Source organism: Allobosea thiooxidans, from assembly GCF_900168195.1.
Classification (GTDB): Bacteria; Pseudomonadota; Alphaproteobacteria; order Rhizobiales; family Beijerinckiaceae; genus Allobosea; species Allobosea thiooxidans.
In genome coordinates, this window is sequence record NZ_FUYX01000009.1 from 145494 (window position 1) to 161781 (window position 16288).

17 protein-coding genes and 2 pseudogenes are annotated in these 16288 nt (G+C 65.7%); 9 read left to right on the forward strand and 10 right to left on the reverse strand.

The window, feature by feature from the left end; genetic code table 11:
• The first annotated feature begins 49 nt into the window (after positions 1 to 49).
• From aspT to B5Y19_RS16965, 5 genes and pseudogenes are all read left to right on the forward strand, one after another.
• Positions 50 to 1735, forward strand: a complete 1686-nt coding sequence (gene aspT, locus B5Y19_RS16950; RefSeq protein WP_079591827.1) for an aspartate-alanine antiporter — start codon at positions 50 to 52, stop codon at positions 1733 to 1735.
• Positions 1736 to 2238: 503 nt separating this feature from the next.
• Positions 2239 to 2433, forward strand: a complete 195-nt coding sequence (gene napE / locus B5Y19_RS16955) for a periplasmic nitrate reductase, NapE protein (RefSeq protein ID WP_079591828.1) — start codon at positions 2239 to 2241, stop codon at positions 2431 to 2433.
• Positions 2434 to 2442: 9 nt separating this feature from the next.
• Complete coding sequence (napF, locus tag B5Y19_RS16960; protein WP_079591829.1) at positions 2443 to 2952, forward strand: ferredoxin-type protein NapF; 510 nt, start codon at positions 2443 to 2445, stop codon at positions 2950 to 2952.
• A 129-nt stretch (positions 2953 to 3081) separates the two neighbouring features.
• Positions 3082 to 3243 (forward strand): annotated as a pseudogene (locus B5Y19_RS26500) (transposase); the annotation flags it as partial.
• Complete coding sequence (locus B5Y19_RS16965) at positions 3213 to 4316, forward strand: IS3 family transposase (RefSeq protein WP_244555623.1); 1104 nt, start codon at positions 3213 to 3215, stop codon at positions 4314 to 4316. The pseudogene B5Y19_RS26500 and the gene B5Y19_RS16965, both read left to right, overlap by 31 nt.
• Here B5Y19_RS16965 and B5Y19_RS16970 read toward each other — a convergent pair.
• Positions 4265 to 5347: an IS5 family transposase gene (locus tag B5Y19_RS16970; RefSeq protein ID WP_079591830.1), complete on the reverse strand. Its 1083-nt coding sequence runs from the start codon at positions 5345 to 5347 to the stop codon at positions 4265 to 4267. The genes B5Y19_RS16965 and B5Y19_RS16970 overlap by 52 nt on opposite strands.
• 243 nt (positions 5348 to 5590) lie before the next feature.
• Here B5Y19_RS16970 and B5Y19_RS16975 point away from each other — a divergent pair.
• Both B5Y19_RS16975 and B5Y19_RS26505 read left to right on the forward strand, forming a co-directional pair.
• A pseudogene (locus B5Y19_RS16975) lies at positions 5591 to 5893 on the forward strand (transposase); the annotation flags it as partial.
• A 34-nt stretch (positions 5894 to 5927) separates the two neighbouring features.
• Positions 5928 to 6083 carry a transposase gene (locus tag B5Y19_RS26505; protein WP_244555618.1) on the forward strand — a complete coding sequence of 52 codons (156 nt, stop codon included), beginning with the start codon at positions 5928 to 5930 and terminating at the stop codon, positions 6081 to 6083.
• A gap of 123 nt (positions 6084 to 6206) precedes the next feature.
• On the opposite strand, the gene tnpA is transcribed toward B5Y19_RS26505, so the two are convergent.
• The 6 genes from tnpA to B5Y19_RS17000 all read right to left on the reverse strand — a co-directional run bounded on the left by tnpA (position 6207) and on the right by B5Y19_RS17000 (position 12573).
• On the reverse strand, positions 6207 to 6608 hold the full coding sequence (tnpA, locus tag B5Y19_RS16980; protein WP_342060159.1) for an IS66-like element accessory protein TnpA: 402 nt from the start codon (positions 6606 to 6608) through the stop codon (positions 6207 to 6209).
• 312 nt (positions 6609 to 6920) lie between these two features.
• A complete protein-coding gene (locus tag B5Y19_RS25765; protein ID WP_139384441.1) occupies positions 6921 to 7124 on the reverse strand; it encodes a hypothetical protein in 204 nt (67 codons plus the stop codon).
• 92 nt (positions 7125 to 7216) lie between these two features.
• A complete protein-coding gene (terL, locus tag B5Y19_RS16985) occupies positions 7217 to 8674 on the reverse strand; it encodes a phage terminase large subunit (RefSeq protein ID WP_079591832.1) in 1458 nt (485 codons plus the stop codon).
• On the reverse strand, positions 8671 to 9195 hold the full coding sequence (locus B5Y19_RS16990) for a DUF5681 domain-containing protein (protein ID WP_079591833.1): 525 nt from the start codon (positions 9193 to 9195) through the stop codon (positions 8671 to 8673). Before B5Y19_RS16990 ends, terL begins: the two co-directional genes overlap by 4 nt.
• Complete coding sequence (locus B5Y19_RS16995; protein WP_079591834.1) at positions 9188 to 10651, reverse strand: site-specific DNA-methyltransferase; 1464 nt, start codon at positions 10649 to 10651, stop codon at positions 9188 to 9190. The genes B5Y19_RS16990 and B5Y19_RS16995 overlap by 8 nt, the downstream gene beginning before the upstream one ends.
• A gap of 863 nt (positions 10652 to 11514) precedes the next feature.
• Positions 11515 to 12573: a hypothetical protein gene (locus tag B5Y19_RS17000; RefSeq protein WP_055726397.1), complete on the reverse strand. Its 1059-nt coding sequence runs from the start codon at positions 12571 to 12573 to the stop codon at positions 11515 to 11517.
• 160 nt (positions 12574 to 12733) lie between these two features.
• Between B5Y19_RS17000 and B5Y19_RS17005 the strand changes: the two genes are divergently transcribed.
• Positions 12734 to 13660: a lytic transglycosylase domain-containing protein gene (locus tag B5Y19_RS17005; RefSeq protein WP_055726396.1), complete on the forward strand. Its 927-nt coding sequence runs from the start codon at positions 12734 to 12736 to the stop codon at positions 13658 to 13660.
• A 178-nt stretch (positions 13661 to 13838) separates the two neighbouring features.
• A complete protein-coding gene (locus B5Y19_RS17010; RefSeq protein WP_055726395.1) occupies positions 13839 to 14417 on the forward strand; it encodes a L,D-transpeptidase in 579 nt (192 codons plus the stop codon).
• Positions 14418 to 14430: 13 nt separating this feature from the next.
• Here the strand turns inward: B5Y19_RS17010 and B5Y19_RS17015 are convergent, their stop codons facing one another.
• The 3 genes from B5Y19_RS17015 to B5Y19_RS17025 all read right to left on the reverse strand — a co-directional run bounded on the left by B5Y19_RS17015 (position 14431) and on the right by B5Y19_RS17025 (position 16083).
• Positions 14431 to 14727: a hypothetical protein gene (locus B5Y19_RS17015; RefSeq protein WP_055726394.1), complete on the reverse strand. Its 297-nt coding sequence runs from the start codon at positions 14725 to 14727 to the stop codon at positions 14431 to 14433.
• A gap of 2 nt (positions 14728 to 14729) precedes the next feature.
• Positions 14730 to 15026: a hypothetical protein gene (locus tag B5Y19_RS17020; protein ID WP_055726393.1), complete on the reverse strand. Its 297-nt coding sequence runs from the start codon at positions 15024 to 15026 to the stop codon at positions 14730 to 14732.
• 184 nt (positions 15027 to 15210) lie between these two features.
• Entirely contained in the window at positions 15211 to 16083 is an 873-nt protein-coding gene (locus B5Y19_RS17025; RefSeq protein WP_055726392.1) for a cell wall hydrolase, read from the reverse strand.
• Positions 16084 to 16288: the final 205 nt, after the last annotated feature.

A 16288-nucleotide genomic window follows, 5' to 3' on the forward strand; every position in this document is an offset into this window, starting at 1 on the left:
CATTGGCCCGTCGCCGCCTAATGCCTGACTAGATTTGCGAGGCGGGGGGATGGGTTTCGTCGTCGACGCATTGCGCGGCAATCCCGAGCTCGCGGTCTTCCTGACGATCGCCCTCGGCTTCCTGATCGGCCGGCTGAAGTTCGGCAGCTTCAGCCTCGGGATCGTCGTTGGTTGCCTGCTGGCCGGTGTCCTGATCGGCCAGCTCGACATCAAGGTGCCCGCCGCCGTGAAGGCGGTGTTCTTCGACCTGTTCCTGTTCACGACCGGCTACAAGGTCGGGCCCCAGTTCTTTCGCGCCCTGAAACGCGATGCGATCCCACAGGTCGCCCTGACCGTGGTGCTCTGCGTCGCCTGCCTGCTCACGGCCCTGGGCTTCGCAAAAATACTCAACTACGACATCGGCACCGCCGCCGGCCTGCTCGCGGGGGCCTTCTCGGAATCGACCGTGATCGGGACCGCGGGCGAAGCGATCCAGCGCCTCGATCTCCCTCAGTCCGAACGCACGGCGCTGATCAACAACATCCCCGTCGCCTATGCGGTCACCTACCTCATCGGCACCGCTTCGCTGGTCTGGTTCCTGCCGAAGATCGGTCCCAGGCTGATGGGCATCGATCTGAAGGAGACTGCTGCCCGCGCAGCCGCGCAATCGACGGGGTCGGTCAGCGAGGTCGAAGGCGTGGTCTCGGCCGCGCGCCTGTTCGACGTGCGAACCTACCGCGTCGCCAATGAGCCATTCGTCGGCAGGACGGTCGCCGAAATCGAGGCGCTTCCCCGCGAGGCCCGCGCCTATCTGCTGCGCGTTCGGTCGGGCGGTGTCGTGCGGGAGCCCGAGGCCGGTCTCGTGATCCGCGCCGGCGATATCGTTGCCGTCATGGCCCGGCAGGAGGTTCATGCCCAGCGCGGTGACCTGATCGGGCCAGAGGTCAGCGACCCCGGCCTTCTCGACATCCCCATCGAGTCGCTCGATGTGGTCCTGACCAATCGTGCGCTCGACGGGCGGACCTTGACCGCGCTTGCCGGTGAGGAGTTTGCCCGCGGCGTCTTCCTGTCCCGATTGATGCGATCCGGCCTCGCCATGCCGATTCAACCGGAAAGCCGGGTGAATCGCGGTGACGTCCTCTCCCTCATCGGGCGGGTATCGGCCGTGGAGCGGGCGGCGGCGGAACTCGGTTACCCCGACCGGCGGACATCGGCGACGGACATGGTCTTCGTCGGCCTCGGCATCTTCCTGGGCGGTCTGGTCGGGCTTCTCTCCGTCGTCGTCGCGGGCATCCCGCTGACGCTCACCGCCAGCGGCGGCGCACTCATCATGGGGCTGGTCTTCGGCTGGCTGCGGTCGGCCTATCCCTATTTCGGCCGCATACCGGAGCCGGCGATCTGGATCTTCGATACGCTCGGCCTGTGCGTGTTCATCGGCATCGTCGGCCTGGGCGCAGGGCCGAGCTTCATCTCCGGGCTGAAGGAAACCGGCCTCAGTCTGATCGGCGTCGGCCTCGTCGCGGCGCTGCTGCCGCACACGCTGGGCATCCTCTTCGGCCGCTATATCCTGAAGATGGATCCCCTGATCGTGCTTGGTGCCTGCGCCGGCGCGGGCACGATCACCGCCGCCCTCAGGGCCATCCAGGATGAGGCGCAGAGCAGCATTCCGGCTTTGGGCTACACGGTGCCCTATGCGATCGGGAACATTCTCCTCACCGCCTGGGGGCCGATCCTGGTGGCGCTGATGGCCGGATAGCGTTACGGAATAGACGACCTGGCAGACACGCCGCAGATAAAATGGGGAATGATTTGGACAAACGGCGATCACACTCGACGTACCTCTCCGGGCGGATCTCGCACCACGTTGTGAAGTCGAGGCGGTTAATCATCTTGTTTTCCGCTCTTCCCCTATCGGGATGCACAGCTACCAGCACAGGATCAACCCCCGATGGGCCCCGCTATATGCAACCGAATGTCGGAAAATCGCCTCAGCAAACAGATTTCTTTGGCAACGGCCTACGCCCTTGAAATCGGCTTGCAGATTCTATTTGGGCTTTGCCTGCGCCATTGTGGGGCCGGAGCTCAGTGGGCTGATACCCTGACGGCCGATTAAGCTGGCGCACTGCTGATGCAGAGCGCGTGGTTGGCTCTTTTTCGCTCAAGGCATGGACAAGCCCAACCAACTCCATATCCTCCTTTCTCGATCTCTAATCTGGCGACGGCGCGATTTGTGACCGCCCGCACGCGAAAGGACGAGAGATGACGACCGAGACCGCAGGGGCGAGCGGACCGGAAGCCGCTCCCGAAAAGCCGTCGAGGCGAGCCGAGCTCCTGGCTTTCCTGACGCTGGCGGTCCTGATCTGGCCGATCGTCGCGGTCGGGATCGTCGGTGGCTACGGCTTCCTGGTCTGGATGTTCCAGATCATCCTCGGTCCGCCCGGGCCTCCACATTGAGGCCGGGCCATGAAACCCACCGCCATCAATCCCGGGCGCCGCAATTTCCTGACCGGTCGTCGCCTCTCGTCGCCTGACAGGGTTCGTCCACCGTGGACGCGTGCCGCATCTGTCGACGCGGCCTGCAGCGGTTGCGGCGCCTGCGTCCCGGCCTGCCCGCAGCACATCATCGCGCTCGACGAGTCCGGCCGGCCTGCGCTGGATTTCACGGCCGGGGAATGCAGCTTCTGCGGCGCTTGTGCCGATACATGCCCCGAGCCGGTGTTCGACCGCGCCATTACCGCCTTTGAGCATGTGGCCGTGATCGGCTCGTCGTGCTTCGCCGCTCGCGGCATCGTCTGCCAGAGCTGTGGCGATGCCTGTCCGGAGAGCGCGATCCGCTTTCGTCCGCGGCTCGGCGGGCCGGCCGTGCCGGAACTGGCGGCGGATCGCTGCAATGGCTGCGGCGCCTGCATCGCGGTCTGTCCGGCTGGGGCCGTCAGCGCAAGCACACGACCGCTGGAGGCCGCCCATGGCTGAGCCCTCGCGTCCGCGCTTCCACCACATATCGAGCGCCGTCGTCTCGGCCCTGCCGGCGCGCGTCTGGCCTGCCCCCTGAAAAGTGGCCCTCCCTGAAGTAGGCTTTTTGAGCCTTTGGAGGATGCCGCGATGCCGCAGAAGAAGCACAAGCCTGAAGAGATCGTCGCGAAGCTGCGGCAGGTCGACGTGCTGTTGTCCCAGGGGCGCTCGGTCGCGGAGGCGATCCGGGCCATCAGCGTGACAGCGTTCACGTATTATCGCTGGCGCAAGGAGTTTGGCGGGCTGAAGTCCGACCAGGTGAAGCGCCTGAAGGATCTGGAGAAAGAGAACGAGCGGCTGCGCAAAGCCGTCTCGGATCTGACGTTGGAGAAGCTGATCCTCAAAGAGGCCGCCTCGGGAAACTACTGAGCCCCGCCCGTCGCCGTCGCTGCATCGGCCACGTCATCGCGAAGTTCGACGTGTCGGAGCGGTTGGCGTGCCGGGTTCTGGGGCAACACCGTTCGACGCAGAGGAAGGTGCCGAAGGGGCGTGCCGATGATGCGGCGCTGACCGCCGACATTGTCGCGCTCGCCACGCAGTATGGCCGTTACGGCTACCGCCGGATCGCGGCCATGCTGGAGATCGCTGGCTGGGCGGTGAACGTCAAACGCGTTGAGCGGATCTGGCGTCAGGAGGGGCTGAAGGTGCCGGCCAGGCAACCGAAGAAAGGCCGTCTCTGGCTCAATGACGGATCATGCATCCGGCTTCGGCCGGAATATCCCAATCATGTCTGGTCCTACGACTTCGTCGAGGGGCGCACCCATAATGGCCGGAAGTTCCGCATGCTGAACGTCATTGATGAGTTCACCCGGGAATGCATTGCGATCCGGATCGACCGGAAGCTCAGATCCACCGACGTCATCGACGTGCTATCCGATCTCTTCATCCTACGCGGCGTGCCCGGGCATGTTCGTTCGGACAACGGTCCCGAGTTCGTCGCCAAGGCCGTGCGGGAGTGGATCGTGGCGGTCGGCGCGAAAACGGCGTTTATCGAGCCTGGCAGCCCTTGGGAGAACGGCTACTGCGAGAGCTTCAACTCCAAGCTGCGCGACGAACTCCTGAACGGCGAGCTGTTCTACAGCCTCGCCGAGGCTCGGATCGTCATCGAGGGCTGGCGTCAGCACTACAATACCCGCCGCCCGCACTCCTCGCTCGGCTACAAGCCGCCAGCACCGCCCGCCGTGCTTTGCGGCGGTGGCTTCGGTTTCGGTCATTGGGTTGATGCTGGGTGCCTATTTCGGCGCTGCGGCGGCGGTTTTCGCCGCTCTCGCCGTCATGCGGACGCAGTTCGCCGCTCGTGCCAGACGAAGCGAGTGAGGTTGTAGGCAAGATTGGCCATGCCGATCTTCGTCATGGCGCGGGCGATGCCGATCGAGCGGATGAACAGACCCATCCTGGATTTCTGCTGCGCGAAGACATGCTCGACGAAGGCGCGGATCTTTGAGCGCCGACCATTGGCCCGCGACGTCGCTTCACTCATCGGCCGACCCTTTGGCTTCTTCTGGTGGATGTCGGAGACGTAACCGTTGTTCTCCAGCCACCCCTCGTTCTTCTTCGAGCGATAGGCCGTGTCGGCCCAGACCGTCGAACTGGTGTTGTTCTTGTCGAGCGCATTGCGCAGTTGAGCACCATCATAAGCCGCCGCGCTGGTGACGTTCCAGCCGCGGATGAAGCCGTGCCGGCGATCGATCGCGGCATGGTTCTTGTAGCCGAAAGTGGGAATGGCGATATCGTGCTGCTGCGGCTTTCCATCCTCCGCCGCCCTGGCCTTTGAGAACTTCACCGTCCAACGCGCGTCACGATCCTTCTGGCGCAGCTTGGCCGGCTTGTCCTTCCACTCGTCGGGTATCTTACCCGCCTTGATGTCGGCCTTTTCGGCATCGGTATTGGGCTGCTTCGGCGCCGGCACGATGGTGGCGTCGACAATCTGACCGCCCATGGCGAGATAGCCCGCCCTGGCGAGGTGCTTGTCGAAGCGGGCGAACAGGTTCTCCACCGCGCCGGCCTGGGTGAGGTGCTCGCGGAACAGCCAGATCGTCTTGGCGTCCGGCACCCTGTCGCCGGCATCCAAAAGACCAAGGAACCGGCCAAAGGTGCGCCGATCCATTATCTGGAATTCGGCCTGATCGTCCGAAAGGCTGTACAGCGCCTGCAGCACCAGGATTTTGAACATCAGCACCGGATCGTAGGGCGGCCGGCCGCCCTTGGCGCCGTCCGAGCGCTTCAGCGCCTTGACGAGCGGCTTGCGGAAAACCTCCCATGGCACCACCGCGTTCAACTTTTCCAGAGGATCGCCGGCCTCGCTCAGCCGGGCATAGCACTCGTCAACGTCCCAGAACCCGGCCTGTCCCCGCATCCACAGCTTCCGCCCAAATCACAGAGGTGATGGAATCAAATCCCGCCCGAAAATGCGAGGTAATTCGAGATGTCCAGCTGCGCGTGATCCGCCCCCGCCGAGAGGTCCAGTTTGATTGTTAGCCCGGATCATTCACCGGGGCGGCTCATTGAGCTGGCGGATGCAGCGTAAGCTTTTGATGTGACGTAGGATTCGGTTGCTGAAGCCAATTCTTCCCGCCCCTCCTCGGCTGCCACATCCGCCATGACCGACGATACAGTTCCGCCGTTCTCGTTTCCAGCCGTGGGGCGCAAGAAGATCACAGCTGCCTTCGACGGCGGACGCCTGTCGTCGGATGGCGGCGTGATGCTGCTGGCCCAGGCTGAACGCCGGCTCGGCATTGCCAGCCGGCTCGCCGCACTGATGCCCGACCGGCGAGCCTCGGCACGGGTGACGCACGCGATGGCCGACATGATCCGCGCCCGCATTTTCGCGATCGCCTGAGGGTATAAGGACTGCAACGACTTCGGGCCGCTGCGGGCTGATCCGGCCTTCAAGCTCGCCTGCGAAGGCTGAGTTCTCGACCCTACGACTGCGCCTCGTGAAGATCGCCGTCCGGGTCCAGGAAACCATCAGCCGCATTCGGCTCTCCTATGCGGCCTGTCATCCCGAGGCCGATCTGTTCCAGGGGCTCGTCACCGCGCTCGCGCCACAGCCACGTGGCGCCGCCCCACAATCGGCGTCGGCGGGGCCGTGAGCGCCCCGACGAACTGAAGCCCAACCTCAACCGGGCGGCATCACCGTCAATGGCAATCGGTCGAGAGGGCTGGCGGTGGCGGCGATGACCGGCGTGGCGACCCGGGTGTAGACACGCAGGCCATCAGCCAACCGGAACATTGCAACGCCCCAGCGCTTCGATCATCGCCGACAGAATCTGCGCATCCGCGCCTTCAAGCTCAAGCTGTACCCCGTTCGGCAGCGACGCCTTCAACCGCACCCGTGGGGATCGCGGCCGAGCCGACGGAGACGGTGACCGCGCGACCGGCCCGGCCTCGACCACCGGAACGAAACCCGATGGCGCCATCTTCGGCATAACCATCAACGCGCTCTTCGCCTGCCGGTCCCAGCGAAGCCTGATCCAGTTACGCAACTGATTGGCATTGATCCCGTGCGCCAGCGCCAGACCGGCAATCGAAACCCCGGGCTCAAGCGCCGCATCGATCAAGCGATCCTTCTCGGCCGGGTCATAATAACGCTTCCCGTTCCCGAGGACCTTCGTCACTCGAAGCCCAGAACCGCCCGCTCCATTCAACGTCATCGTGTCCACAGTCCCCATTGTGGACACAGACTCCATCAACCCCGCAGCGATCAACAGGTGCAGGGATTTCGGCGCTTACCATGACTGCACCCGACCCGCGTCAGCCGCCAAAAATCCTTGCACCGCCGAGCCACAACTGGAGTAAAATTAGGCCACTTGCATCGTGGAGCGGCGGATATGGCAGGGCTCCCGATCGGGGGCCCTGCCATATCGCGCTGCCGATGTTGATAAGGGCGTGATCTGGCCGGTATCGGGATCGACTTCGTTGGTGGTGTCCTAGTTTTGTTCCGCCCCGTGGCGGCGCGCCGGCGGCCAGCGGATTGAGACGACATTCGATCGCGGCGCATCCCTCTCGGTACGAGCCACCGCCTCAAGCAGAAGCTCAAGAGCTCGGCGCAGGCGGTCATCTTCCGGGCTGTCCTCATCGAGCGTGAGGAATGTGCGGATCAAGAAAGCTCGGCATTGTGGGTAGTTGGTCATGATGTGGATCGGCACCAATCCCCATGCAGATTTACCAGCGTGCTGATCTGGACCAAAGTGATCGTCCCGTCTTTTCGTCGAATCTCCCATCGTCACGCGCGCCGTTGCGGTCGATTGATCCGCAGAGGACGGCCGGTCACAGGATGCCGCTCGATGAGGCTGCCGGTCGTCCGAGGTGAAGCAGACCATTCGACAAACTGAACCAGGCTGTCGACCTGATCGTCATATTTGCCCATCGGGAAAGCCATCAGCTCACGGCGGAACTCGGGCAGCCAGGGGGCTTCGGTCGGAAGGAGGTAATGTCCGGTTTCCAGCCGTGCCGTTTGCGCTTCGAGGCGTGTCGCCTTGTCGAGGCGAGGCTTGGCCCCATGATAACGCCAGGGCCGGTTTTCCTCCTGCCGAAGCTGCTGCAGCAGCGAGATCCCTGAACCGGCATATTCGATCAGGACGTGATCGGCATTCCACCGATGGGCCATGGCCGCAACGCGCCGCTTCAGGTCGGGGAAGTCGAGCCGTTCTCGGCTCACATCCAGCAGATGCCAGCGCTTGTCGCGAAACCCCCAGGTTGTCCCGACCGAGAAGTCGCTGGTCGGTTCGGCTGTGAGCGCAGTGTCCCAGCTCTGGACGATCCACTGGAATTCCTCGCGGCGGACCGGGCCAGAGTAGCTTCCGAACCATTCCAGCCGGACACGGTTGCCGCCGGGGGGCGTCGGGTCCTGCTGGTACTGCGCCGAGAAGACATGGGCGCCCATTTCGATGCGCAGTTGCTCGAGCGTCTCCAGCGGCTCGCGCTCGGGACACAGGGCTGTGCCGGGCTGACGGTGTTTGACCTTGCTGAACGCCAGCGGGATGACTTCGTGCTCGCGTGCAATAGCCGGCAGGTTGAGATGTTCGAACTGGCCTGTCTGCATGAGGTATCCTGGCAGATCGTCCTCGTGCAGCCGCTGCTGGATCACGATGATGCGTCCGTCGACCTTGTTGTTGAGGCGCGAGAGAAGGGTCTGCTCGTAATAGTCGCGCACCCTCTGCCGTTCGGCAGCCGAGCTGGCATCAGCAGCCTTCATCAGGTCATCGACGATGATCAGATCGGCGCCGAAGCCGGTGACGGCGCCGCCAAGCGATACCGCCTTGCGCCCGCCCTGCGCCTGCGTGATCTGCTCGTCCAAGCGGTTGCCACCAACCTCGAGGCGGGTGTGCGGGAACAGGCTGGCATACCAGCTCGATGCGATGACCGACCGAAAGTCACGGGCGTGCTTGACCGCCAGATCGTTGCCATAGCTGGCAACCATGACCTTGAGGGCAGGGTGGCGTCCGAGCATCCATGCGGGCAAGGCTACTGCAGCACAGATCGACTTGCCATGCCGTGGCGGGACCGTGATGATCAGGCGCCTGGTTTCTCCGGATGCGACCTTTTCGAGAGCATGGCAGATCGCATTGACATGCCAAGAGGGCAGGAACCGCTGCGCGGGATGCAGCTGTTCGAAGGCGCGCCAGACAAAGGGGAAGAGATGCTTGCGTCGCAGCGCGCGGATGGCGTCTGGCCGTCTCATGGCTCTTCTCCTCGACCCGGGATGTGCTGCTCCAGGAACCATTGCAGGGCCTCTGCGTCCGATGCGTGCTCCTCCGGCGATGGCGATGCTCCGGGGAGCGCAGCTGCCTGGCTTCCCACATTGTCGCCCTCGAGCAACCTGACCAGAGCGGTGTAGAGCTTGGCGTCGCCGGACTCGGCAAAGCGGTTGACGAGCTTGGTGACCCCGATCTCACCTTTGGACATCCGTCGTTCACGTCCGCCTTCGCGAACCACCACCTTGGCCAGCAGCTTCTCGCGGGTCAGGGTGCTCAGGTTCTTCGCGCTTTTGGGCCGCCCCTTCGGATTGCCGGACTGGCCGGCCCGGAAGCGCGACGCGAGAGGAGGGCGGCCATAGCCGACCTCGTATGCGGGAGCGTCGTCACCGTCCGCCGAACTGGCAGCGGCAGGCGAGGCGCATTCGGGCCCCGCCGGCGGATTGCCTTCGAGCGGCTGATCCGGTGCGAGAGCGCTGCGATCGACGCTGGAGAGCTGCCTAGGCATGGCTTGTCTCCTCCGTCGGTGCAGCGGTATCGAGCGAGGCCGGAGGCATCGGCAGGCGCAAAGCCTGCCGCGCCGCGAAGGTCTCGCCGGTCGCGGCATTCACGGCGTCCTTGCCGGTCAGTGTCTGCCAGCGCCGGATCGCGACATCGACATAGACCGGGTCGATCTCGATGCCGTACCCGATCCGGCGGATCTTTTCGGCCGCGATCAGGGTCGTGCCGGAGCCGCAGAAGCAGTCGAGGACGCTGTCGCCGGCATGGGTGCAGTCCTTGATCGCATCGGCGACGAGCGCCCAGGGCTTCACTGTCGGATGGGCACCGAGATCCTCCATGCGCCCTTTCCGGAAGGTGTTGACCCCGGCATAGGTCCAGAGCGTGGTGCGCGAGCGGCCATATTTGCCGAGCTGGACGTTGTTGACATGCCGGTCCTCGTCGCCGCCATGCTTGAAGACATGCACGAACTCAGTCTGCTGTCGGTAGAGGCTGCCCATCCCCGCATTGGTCTTCGCCCAGGTGCAGGTCACCTTGAAGCGGAGATCGGCGTTGCGCGCCGCGCCCAGCAATTCGAAGGCATGTGCCCCATCCATGCAGACATAGTGCAGCGCCCCGGGCACCGAGTACTGTCGTGCCAGCGAGAGGTATGTGGTCAGGAAGGTCGTGAACTCGCCCTCGCTCATCTCGCCGGAGGCCATGGCGAACTCGCGGTGCTGCACTTTGCCGAGCCCGCAGACATGGCCCGAGACGGGCACGTTGTATGGCGGATCCGACCAGACCGTTCGGGCACGCTCGGCACCGAGCAGGCGGGCGTAGCTCCCGGGCTCGAGGGCGGAGCCGCACAGCAACCGATGCTTGCCGAGCAGCCAGAGATCACCTGGCTGTGTCACCGTCGGACCGGAACGGGGCTCCGGCAGGAGATCGGCCTTGTCGGGACTGGTATCGGCGTCGTCGAGGCTCTCGATGATCAGGTCGACCTCGGCGGTCTCAAAGCCCGTCAGCTCGGGAATATCGGGATCGATCTCGATCGCGACGAGGTCCTTGAGCTCGAGCGCGAGTGCGGTCTTGTTCCAGCTCGACAGTTCGCCTAGGCGGTTGTCGGCAATCCGGAAGGCCTGCACCTGCTGGGCGCTGAGATGCCCGGCGCGGATCACCGGCACGGTGCGCAGCCCGAGCTCCTTTGCTGCAGCCAGCCGGCCATGGCCGGCAATGATGGTATCCGCGTGGTCGATGATGATCGGCACCAGGAAGCCGACCTGCCGGATTATCCCGGCAAGCTTGATGATCTGATGCTCATCGTGATCGCGCGGATTGCGCTCATAGGCCCTTACCGTACCGATGGGCAGGTGCTCGATCACGTTGGCGAGCAAGGTGTTGCCGTTGCCGCTAGGCCTATCACCCTGGCGCCCGCTGGCCCGGCGACCGGTGGGGCGGGCCGCCGCGGCCCGAATCCTCGAAGACATGATGTGATCCTCTCATGCAGCCCGGACGCACCGGAACTGGTCGGGTGAGGATCTCACTATTGGAATCGAGGAGGCGACGACGCGCGGGAACCGGGCAAAAATCGACACTCCCCGATCTCCATCAAGGAGATCCGGTGATGTCGTCTGCTGCTCCGGTTGTGCTACCCCTCGCACGTGGGGAGGATATTGGGTGCTGCTGACGCTGAAGCCCAAAACCGAGGATGCCCCGGCTCTGCTTCGACCCCGCAGCTATGGGTCGCACTGCTCAATGTCAATAGGCTGAAGTCAAGGCGAGCTTCGCTGTTTGCGCTGAAAGCGCTCCCTGTTCCTGCCAGATCATTCCCTGTTATCGAGCCTAGGGAATTTGACCGCAAACCGCTGATAAGGCGAACGAAATTCAACTCGATCCAATGCCGAACGCTGTTTTCGCGCGAAGATTCGCTGTTTTTCCGGGTAGAACAGGGAATTCAGCCATGAGACTGGTTCGATCGAAAACGCATGCACCACCATTTCCCCTACTTCTCAAAGCACGCCGGCGCACCAGCGCGCGAACCTGCGCCCCATGCTGGGGGATATCCGGGGAGCCTGTTTCCCCCGCGCCCCGCGAATCTCCCCTCCTCCACTAAGCCGGTGTTGCCCGGCCTCGACGCCGGCAGACCACGCCCCTCAAATGGGGGATGCGCTGACTTGACGGGATGTTGCTGAATGGGCGCCGGGGGTGGCGTCATGGTTCAGGACGAGCAAATCGTTGGCATCGTTGCCGAGGCAACACCGCATTGGATGCTGACGGCGATCAACCTTCTCGGAGCCTTGACCGTCGTGCTGCTCAACGCGGCCTGAGCGCGCCGCCCCCCTTCACACCGTCAGCGGATCACCCGCGCCGCGCCATCCGCGAAGGGTTCGCCGCCTTTCGCGATCGCCGCCAGTTCCTCGCCGAACCGGGCTGCGATCGGCAGGCGGAAATGCAGCGGGTCCCAGTAATTCGCATCCTGCGTGGTGATCGGCGAAGCATGCGCGTAATCGACCGTAATCGCGCCGCGGCGGCTGGCCAGGGCGGCGATCTCGGCCTTGCAGGCGGCATAGCGCTGCCAGGCGGCCGAGCCCTCGCGGGGGTAGGCCATCAGATGGGCCGGCGGCAGCACGAGCATCACCTCGGTCTGGTTCGGGAAGGCGCCGATCGCCTCCTCGAGCCAGGCCAGGGCCGGGAAGCGCCAGCCGGCGCGCTCGGCGGCGGACACGGCCTCCGGCGGCGTGACCGGCGACGCATCGAGCGGCCTGCCGCCGCTGCCGGCATAGATGTGGCTGCGCGCACGGGCGAGATCGTAGCTCGCCTCCGGCGGCGTGAAGACCTCGTAGCCGTCGCCGCGGATGCGTTCGCGCGCCCAGCCGAGACGATAGGCCATCAGCCGGCCCGCGATCTCGAGATTGGTCAGGTTCAGCAGCTTCGGCCAGTCGCTCCAGCGCACCTCGCGCGACAGCCAGTCCGGCACCGGCCGCGGCGTCAGGCGCTTGGCCGGATCCGTGGCGTCCGGCTCGCACCAGGTGGTATCGAACCCCCAGACGATCCGCTTCGGCGCGGCGACATGGCTGCGGAACAGCCCGGCCATCTGAAGCTGTTCCCAGGGGGTCGCGGCGTTCATCGCAAGGTTGACGAAGCGGGCGTCGAGCCCCTGTGACAGCAGTTGCGGATCGAGGAGCCGCATGGTCGAGGTTCCGAGGATCGCCGCATCGAAGCGGCCGGAACGCACCAGCTGCGGATACATGTAGCGCTGGTTGATATCCATGATCGGCCGCGCCGGCTGCCCGGCCCCGACGCGCAAGCCGAACGGATCGAGCCCGGCGATGAAGGCGAAGAGCAGCCCGGCGCAGCTGGCAGCCGCCAGCACGAACCATCGCGACCATGCGATCCAGGCCTTCGCCATTCCGGGTTTCCGCTCCGCCGCCGGACAGTTTCGTCACGCGGGACCGCCCCGAGACCGGGGTCCGACCGCGCGGCTCTCTTCGCACAGGCGCCGGCAACGCCACAACGCGAAACACCGCCCCATATGGCTATGCCCGGGCGGACATGCGAGAGAAAAGCCGATGATCGCGCGCGCCTTCCGCCATTCGCCAGGTAGTCTGCGACGGCTCGCCGCGGTACCGGCCTTGCTCGCGCTGCTGGCCTGCGCGGCCTGGGCCGAGGAGACCTCGCCCCCCTCCTCAGGCATCCAGGACGCTCTCTGCCGGCTGATCGACGATGCGGCGCGGCAACACGACGTCCCGCCCGCCTTCCTGACCCGGCTGATCTTCCAGGAATCGAGCTTCCGCCCGCATGTCACCAGCCCGGCCGGCGCCCAGGGCGTGGCGCAGTTCATGCCGGGCACGGCGCGCGAGCGCGGCCTCGCCAACCCCTTCGATCCGGAACAGGCCGTACCCAAGGCCGCGCATTTCCTGGCCGAACTGCGCGAGCGCTTCGGCAATTGGGGGCTCGCGGCCGCCGCCTATAATGGCGGACCGAACCGCCTCGCCGGCTGGCTCGCCGCCCGCGCCGCGGGACAGTCGCGCTTCCTGCCGATGGAAACCGAGAACTACGTCCTGCTGATCACCGGCGCCGCCGTCGAGGATTGGGCCCAGGACGCCGCCGGTGCCGCGAATGGCGACGGCCGCTCTCCTCCGGCGCGCCCGGCGACGCGGGATCCCCAGGCCGCCTGCGCACCGACCCTCGTCGCGATCCGGCGTTCGCAGCCCGCCTTACCCGCCATTGCAGAGGCGCCTTTCGCTCCCTGGGGCGTGCAGCTCGCCGGGAACTTCTCCAAGGCGCGCGCGCTGGCGTCCTTCCAGCGCGCCGGCGCCCGCCATCGCGCCATCATCGGCGAGCTGCAGCCAATGATCATCGGCACCCGCCTGCGCAGCCGCGGCACGCGCGCCTTCTACCGCGTCAGGCTGCCTGCCGCGACACGGGCGGAGGCTGCCGCCCTGTGCCGGCGCATTCAGGCGGATCGCGGCGCCTGCGTCGTGCTGCGCAGCTGAAACCCGCGCCGATGTTGCACGCCCGCAACGCAGAACGGCAAAGCTCGAACGCTCTCCTGGATGTGATGGAAGCGCGATTGCGGGGCGCCGGGGAAGCTGACAGGACGTTGAGGAGACGTTGACTTTTCCGTGTCAACTTCGTGTCCCCGATGCCGCCCTGTCCGTCCGAGGTTATCCGATGATTCGCTCCACCCGTCTGGCCGCGCTCGCCGGCCTTGGCCTGCTTGCCCTCGGCTCCACCGCCCGGGCCGAGATCGATCCGCTGACCCGCCAGCCGCTGGTCCAGTATGTCGACCCTGCCAAGGCGCAGGCCACCGCGATTCCGCGCGAGGTCGTCGACTATCCGACCAGGTACGCACCGGGCACGATCGTGATCGATTCGACCGAACGGCGCCTCTATTTCGTGATGCCGAACGGCAAGGCGATGCGCTACGGCGTCGGCGTCGGCCGCCCCGGCTTCGACTGGGCCGGCAGCCAGACCATCACCCGCAAGCAGGAATGGCCGACCTGGACCCCGCCGGCGCAGATGCTGAAGCGCCGCCCCGACCTGCCGCGCTTCATGCCGGGCGGCCCCGACAACCCGATGGGCGCGCGCGCCCTCTATCTCGGCTCGACGCTCTATCGCATCCACGGCTCGAACGAGCCGGAGACGATCGGCCAGGCGGTCTCCTCGGGCTGCATCCGCATGCTGAACGAGGACGTGATCGACCTCTACGAGCGCACCAGGGTCGGCACCCGCGTCGTCGTCGCGCGCTGAGCGGCCCGCAGCTTCATCGATCGGGAAGGCCGGCGGAAACGCCGGCTTTTTTCTTTGCCGCGCGGCTCGCCAGGATCGCCCTGACCAGCCGGTAGAGCGCGAAGGCCGCGGCAACGGCATAGGCAAAGCCGCCGATGAAGAGGATGCCGTAGACACCGGCGAAGAGCTCGCGGTCCTGCTTGTAGGGTTCCGCCGGCAGCCCGGAATAGACATAGGCCGCGATCCCCTGCCCGACGGCATAGCCGCCCAGGACGCAGATCGGGGCGAGCACGGCGAGGGTGGCGACGAAGACGACGACAGCCTTGAGCATCGCTAGCGCCCGAAATCCGTCAGCCGGTCGAGCTCGAACCGGTCGGAATCGGCGCCGCAGCGATGCCAGTCCTTCTCGGCGTTGGCTTCGTTCTCCCGGCCATAGCACCAGCCTCGTTCATTGAGGGCGATGCCGTAGATCGTCATCGCCTTGCAGGCGACCGCGACACGCACATCGCGGCTCGGATTCCGCAGGCACAGATCGCCCTCGCCGTCATAGAGCTGCTTGAGCTGGTCGTCGGTCTCCGTCGCATCGGGAAAGAGCCTTTCGGCCGCAGCGGCCTGGCAGGCGAACCCCATCACAGCAACGAATACAGAAGCAGCAAGTCGCATCCGGCGCATCGGCTCCTCCCTTCCCCGGCTGAAGGCAGGCTCACAAAGCAATGTGGCGACAGCTGGGTTCGGGAACTCCACCCGGAGCCGGGCGTCCAGCGCCGATCCCGGGAACGGCCCCGCGAGACGCAGAGGAAGCGTGTCGCGCTTCCTAGCTGTAGAAGATGTGCCTGCCGATCACGTCCATCTTCTTCAGCTTCTTCGCCCAGGTGGGCTGGACGTAGTCGGCGTGGTAATGCGTGGCGTCGCCGACCTCCACGAGGTAGATCTTGCCCTCATAGACGTCGCGCGCGATGCGCATGGCGGCCTTCCAGGCCTCGGGCTCGGTGACGCGCAGGGCCTTGCCTTCGCAGGCGAAGGTGAATTGGCAGGCGAGCTTGCGGTGGCGGTTCTGGAAGACCACCCCGCAGACCGTGGTCGGATAGACACCGCTCTTGACCCGGTTGAGCACGACCTGGGCGACGGCTGCCCGTCCCTCCTCCCCCTCGGAACGGGCCTCGAAATAGACGGCCTGGGCCAGGCAGCGTTCCTCGCGCTCCAGATGCGCCGGCTCGATCAACCCGGCATAGATCTGTCGGGCCTCTGCCCCCAGTCCGGGCGGGACGATGAAGCCGGTCGGCGTCACCCAGGCGATCGTCGTGCTCTCGCTCGTCGGCGTCACCAGGCTTTGGGCAACGCTGGCGGCGACGCGCGGTGTCGTTCCATCGTCTTTGCCGCGGGTTTCGCCGGGGCGCGGCGCATCGTCGGGCCGGGCGGCTTCCTCGTCGCCGCGCGACGGGAGCGCGGGAGCGTCGCGCTGGTCATCCTGCGGCGTGCGCGCGGTCACGGGAGCCTGCAGGATCGACGGGCTTTCCTCGCTATCGAGGCGGCTGGAGCGAAGCGGCTTCGGGGCGAGGCCGAGCACGTCGGGGGCGACGCCGACGGGAATGCGCGACGAGGCGGGCGAGGTCGTCGGCAGGGTCTTGGTAGGCAGCACGACGAGAGCCGCGAGCGCGAGCAGCGCCGGCGGAACGATGCGCTTCATGGAGATTGCTCCGGAGGTATAGGGTCAAGCCGAGCCGGCGCAGCACCGATCGATCGGCGGCGGGGTCAGCAGCTCGTTTGACGTGGACTTGCTGGGGGACTGGGCAGAGGCGAGCTAGCGTTCCGCCGCTGGGGGAATCGGGCGGGGCTGGATTGTGACGCTAGCCGAAGGCTTCTCTCGGCTAATTCTCGGGATAGCCGCGGGG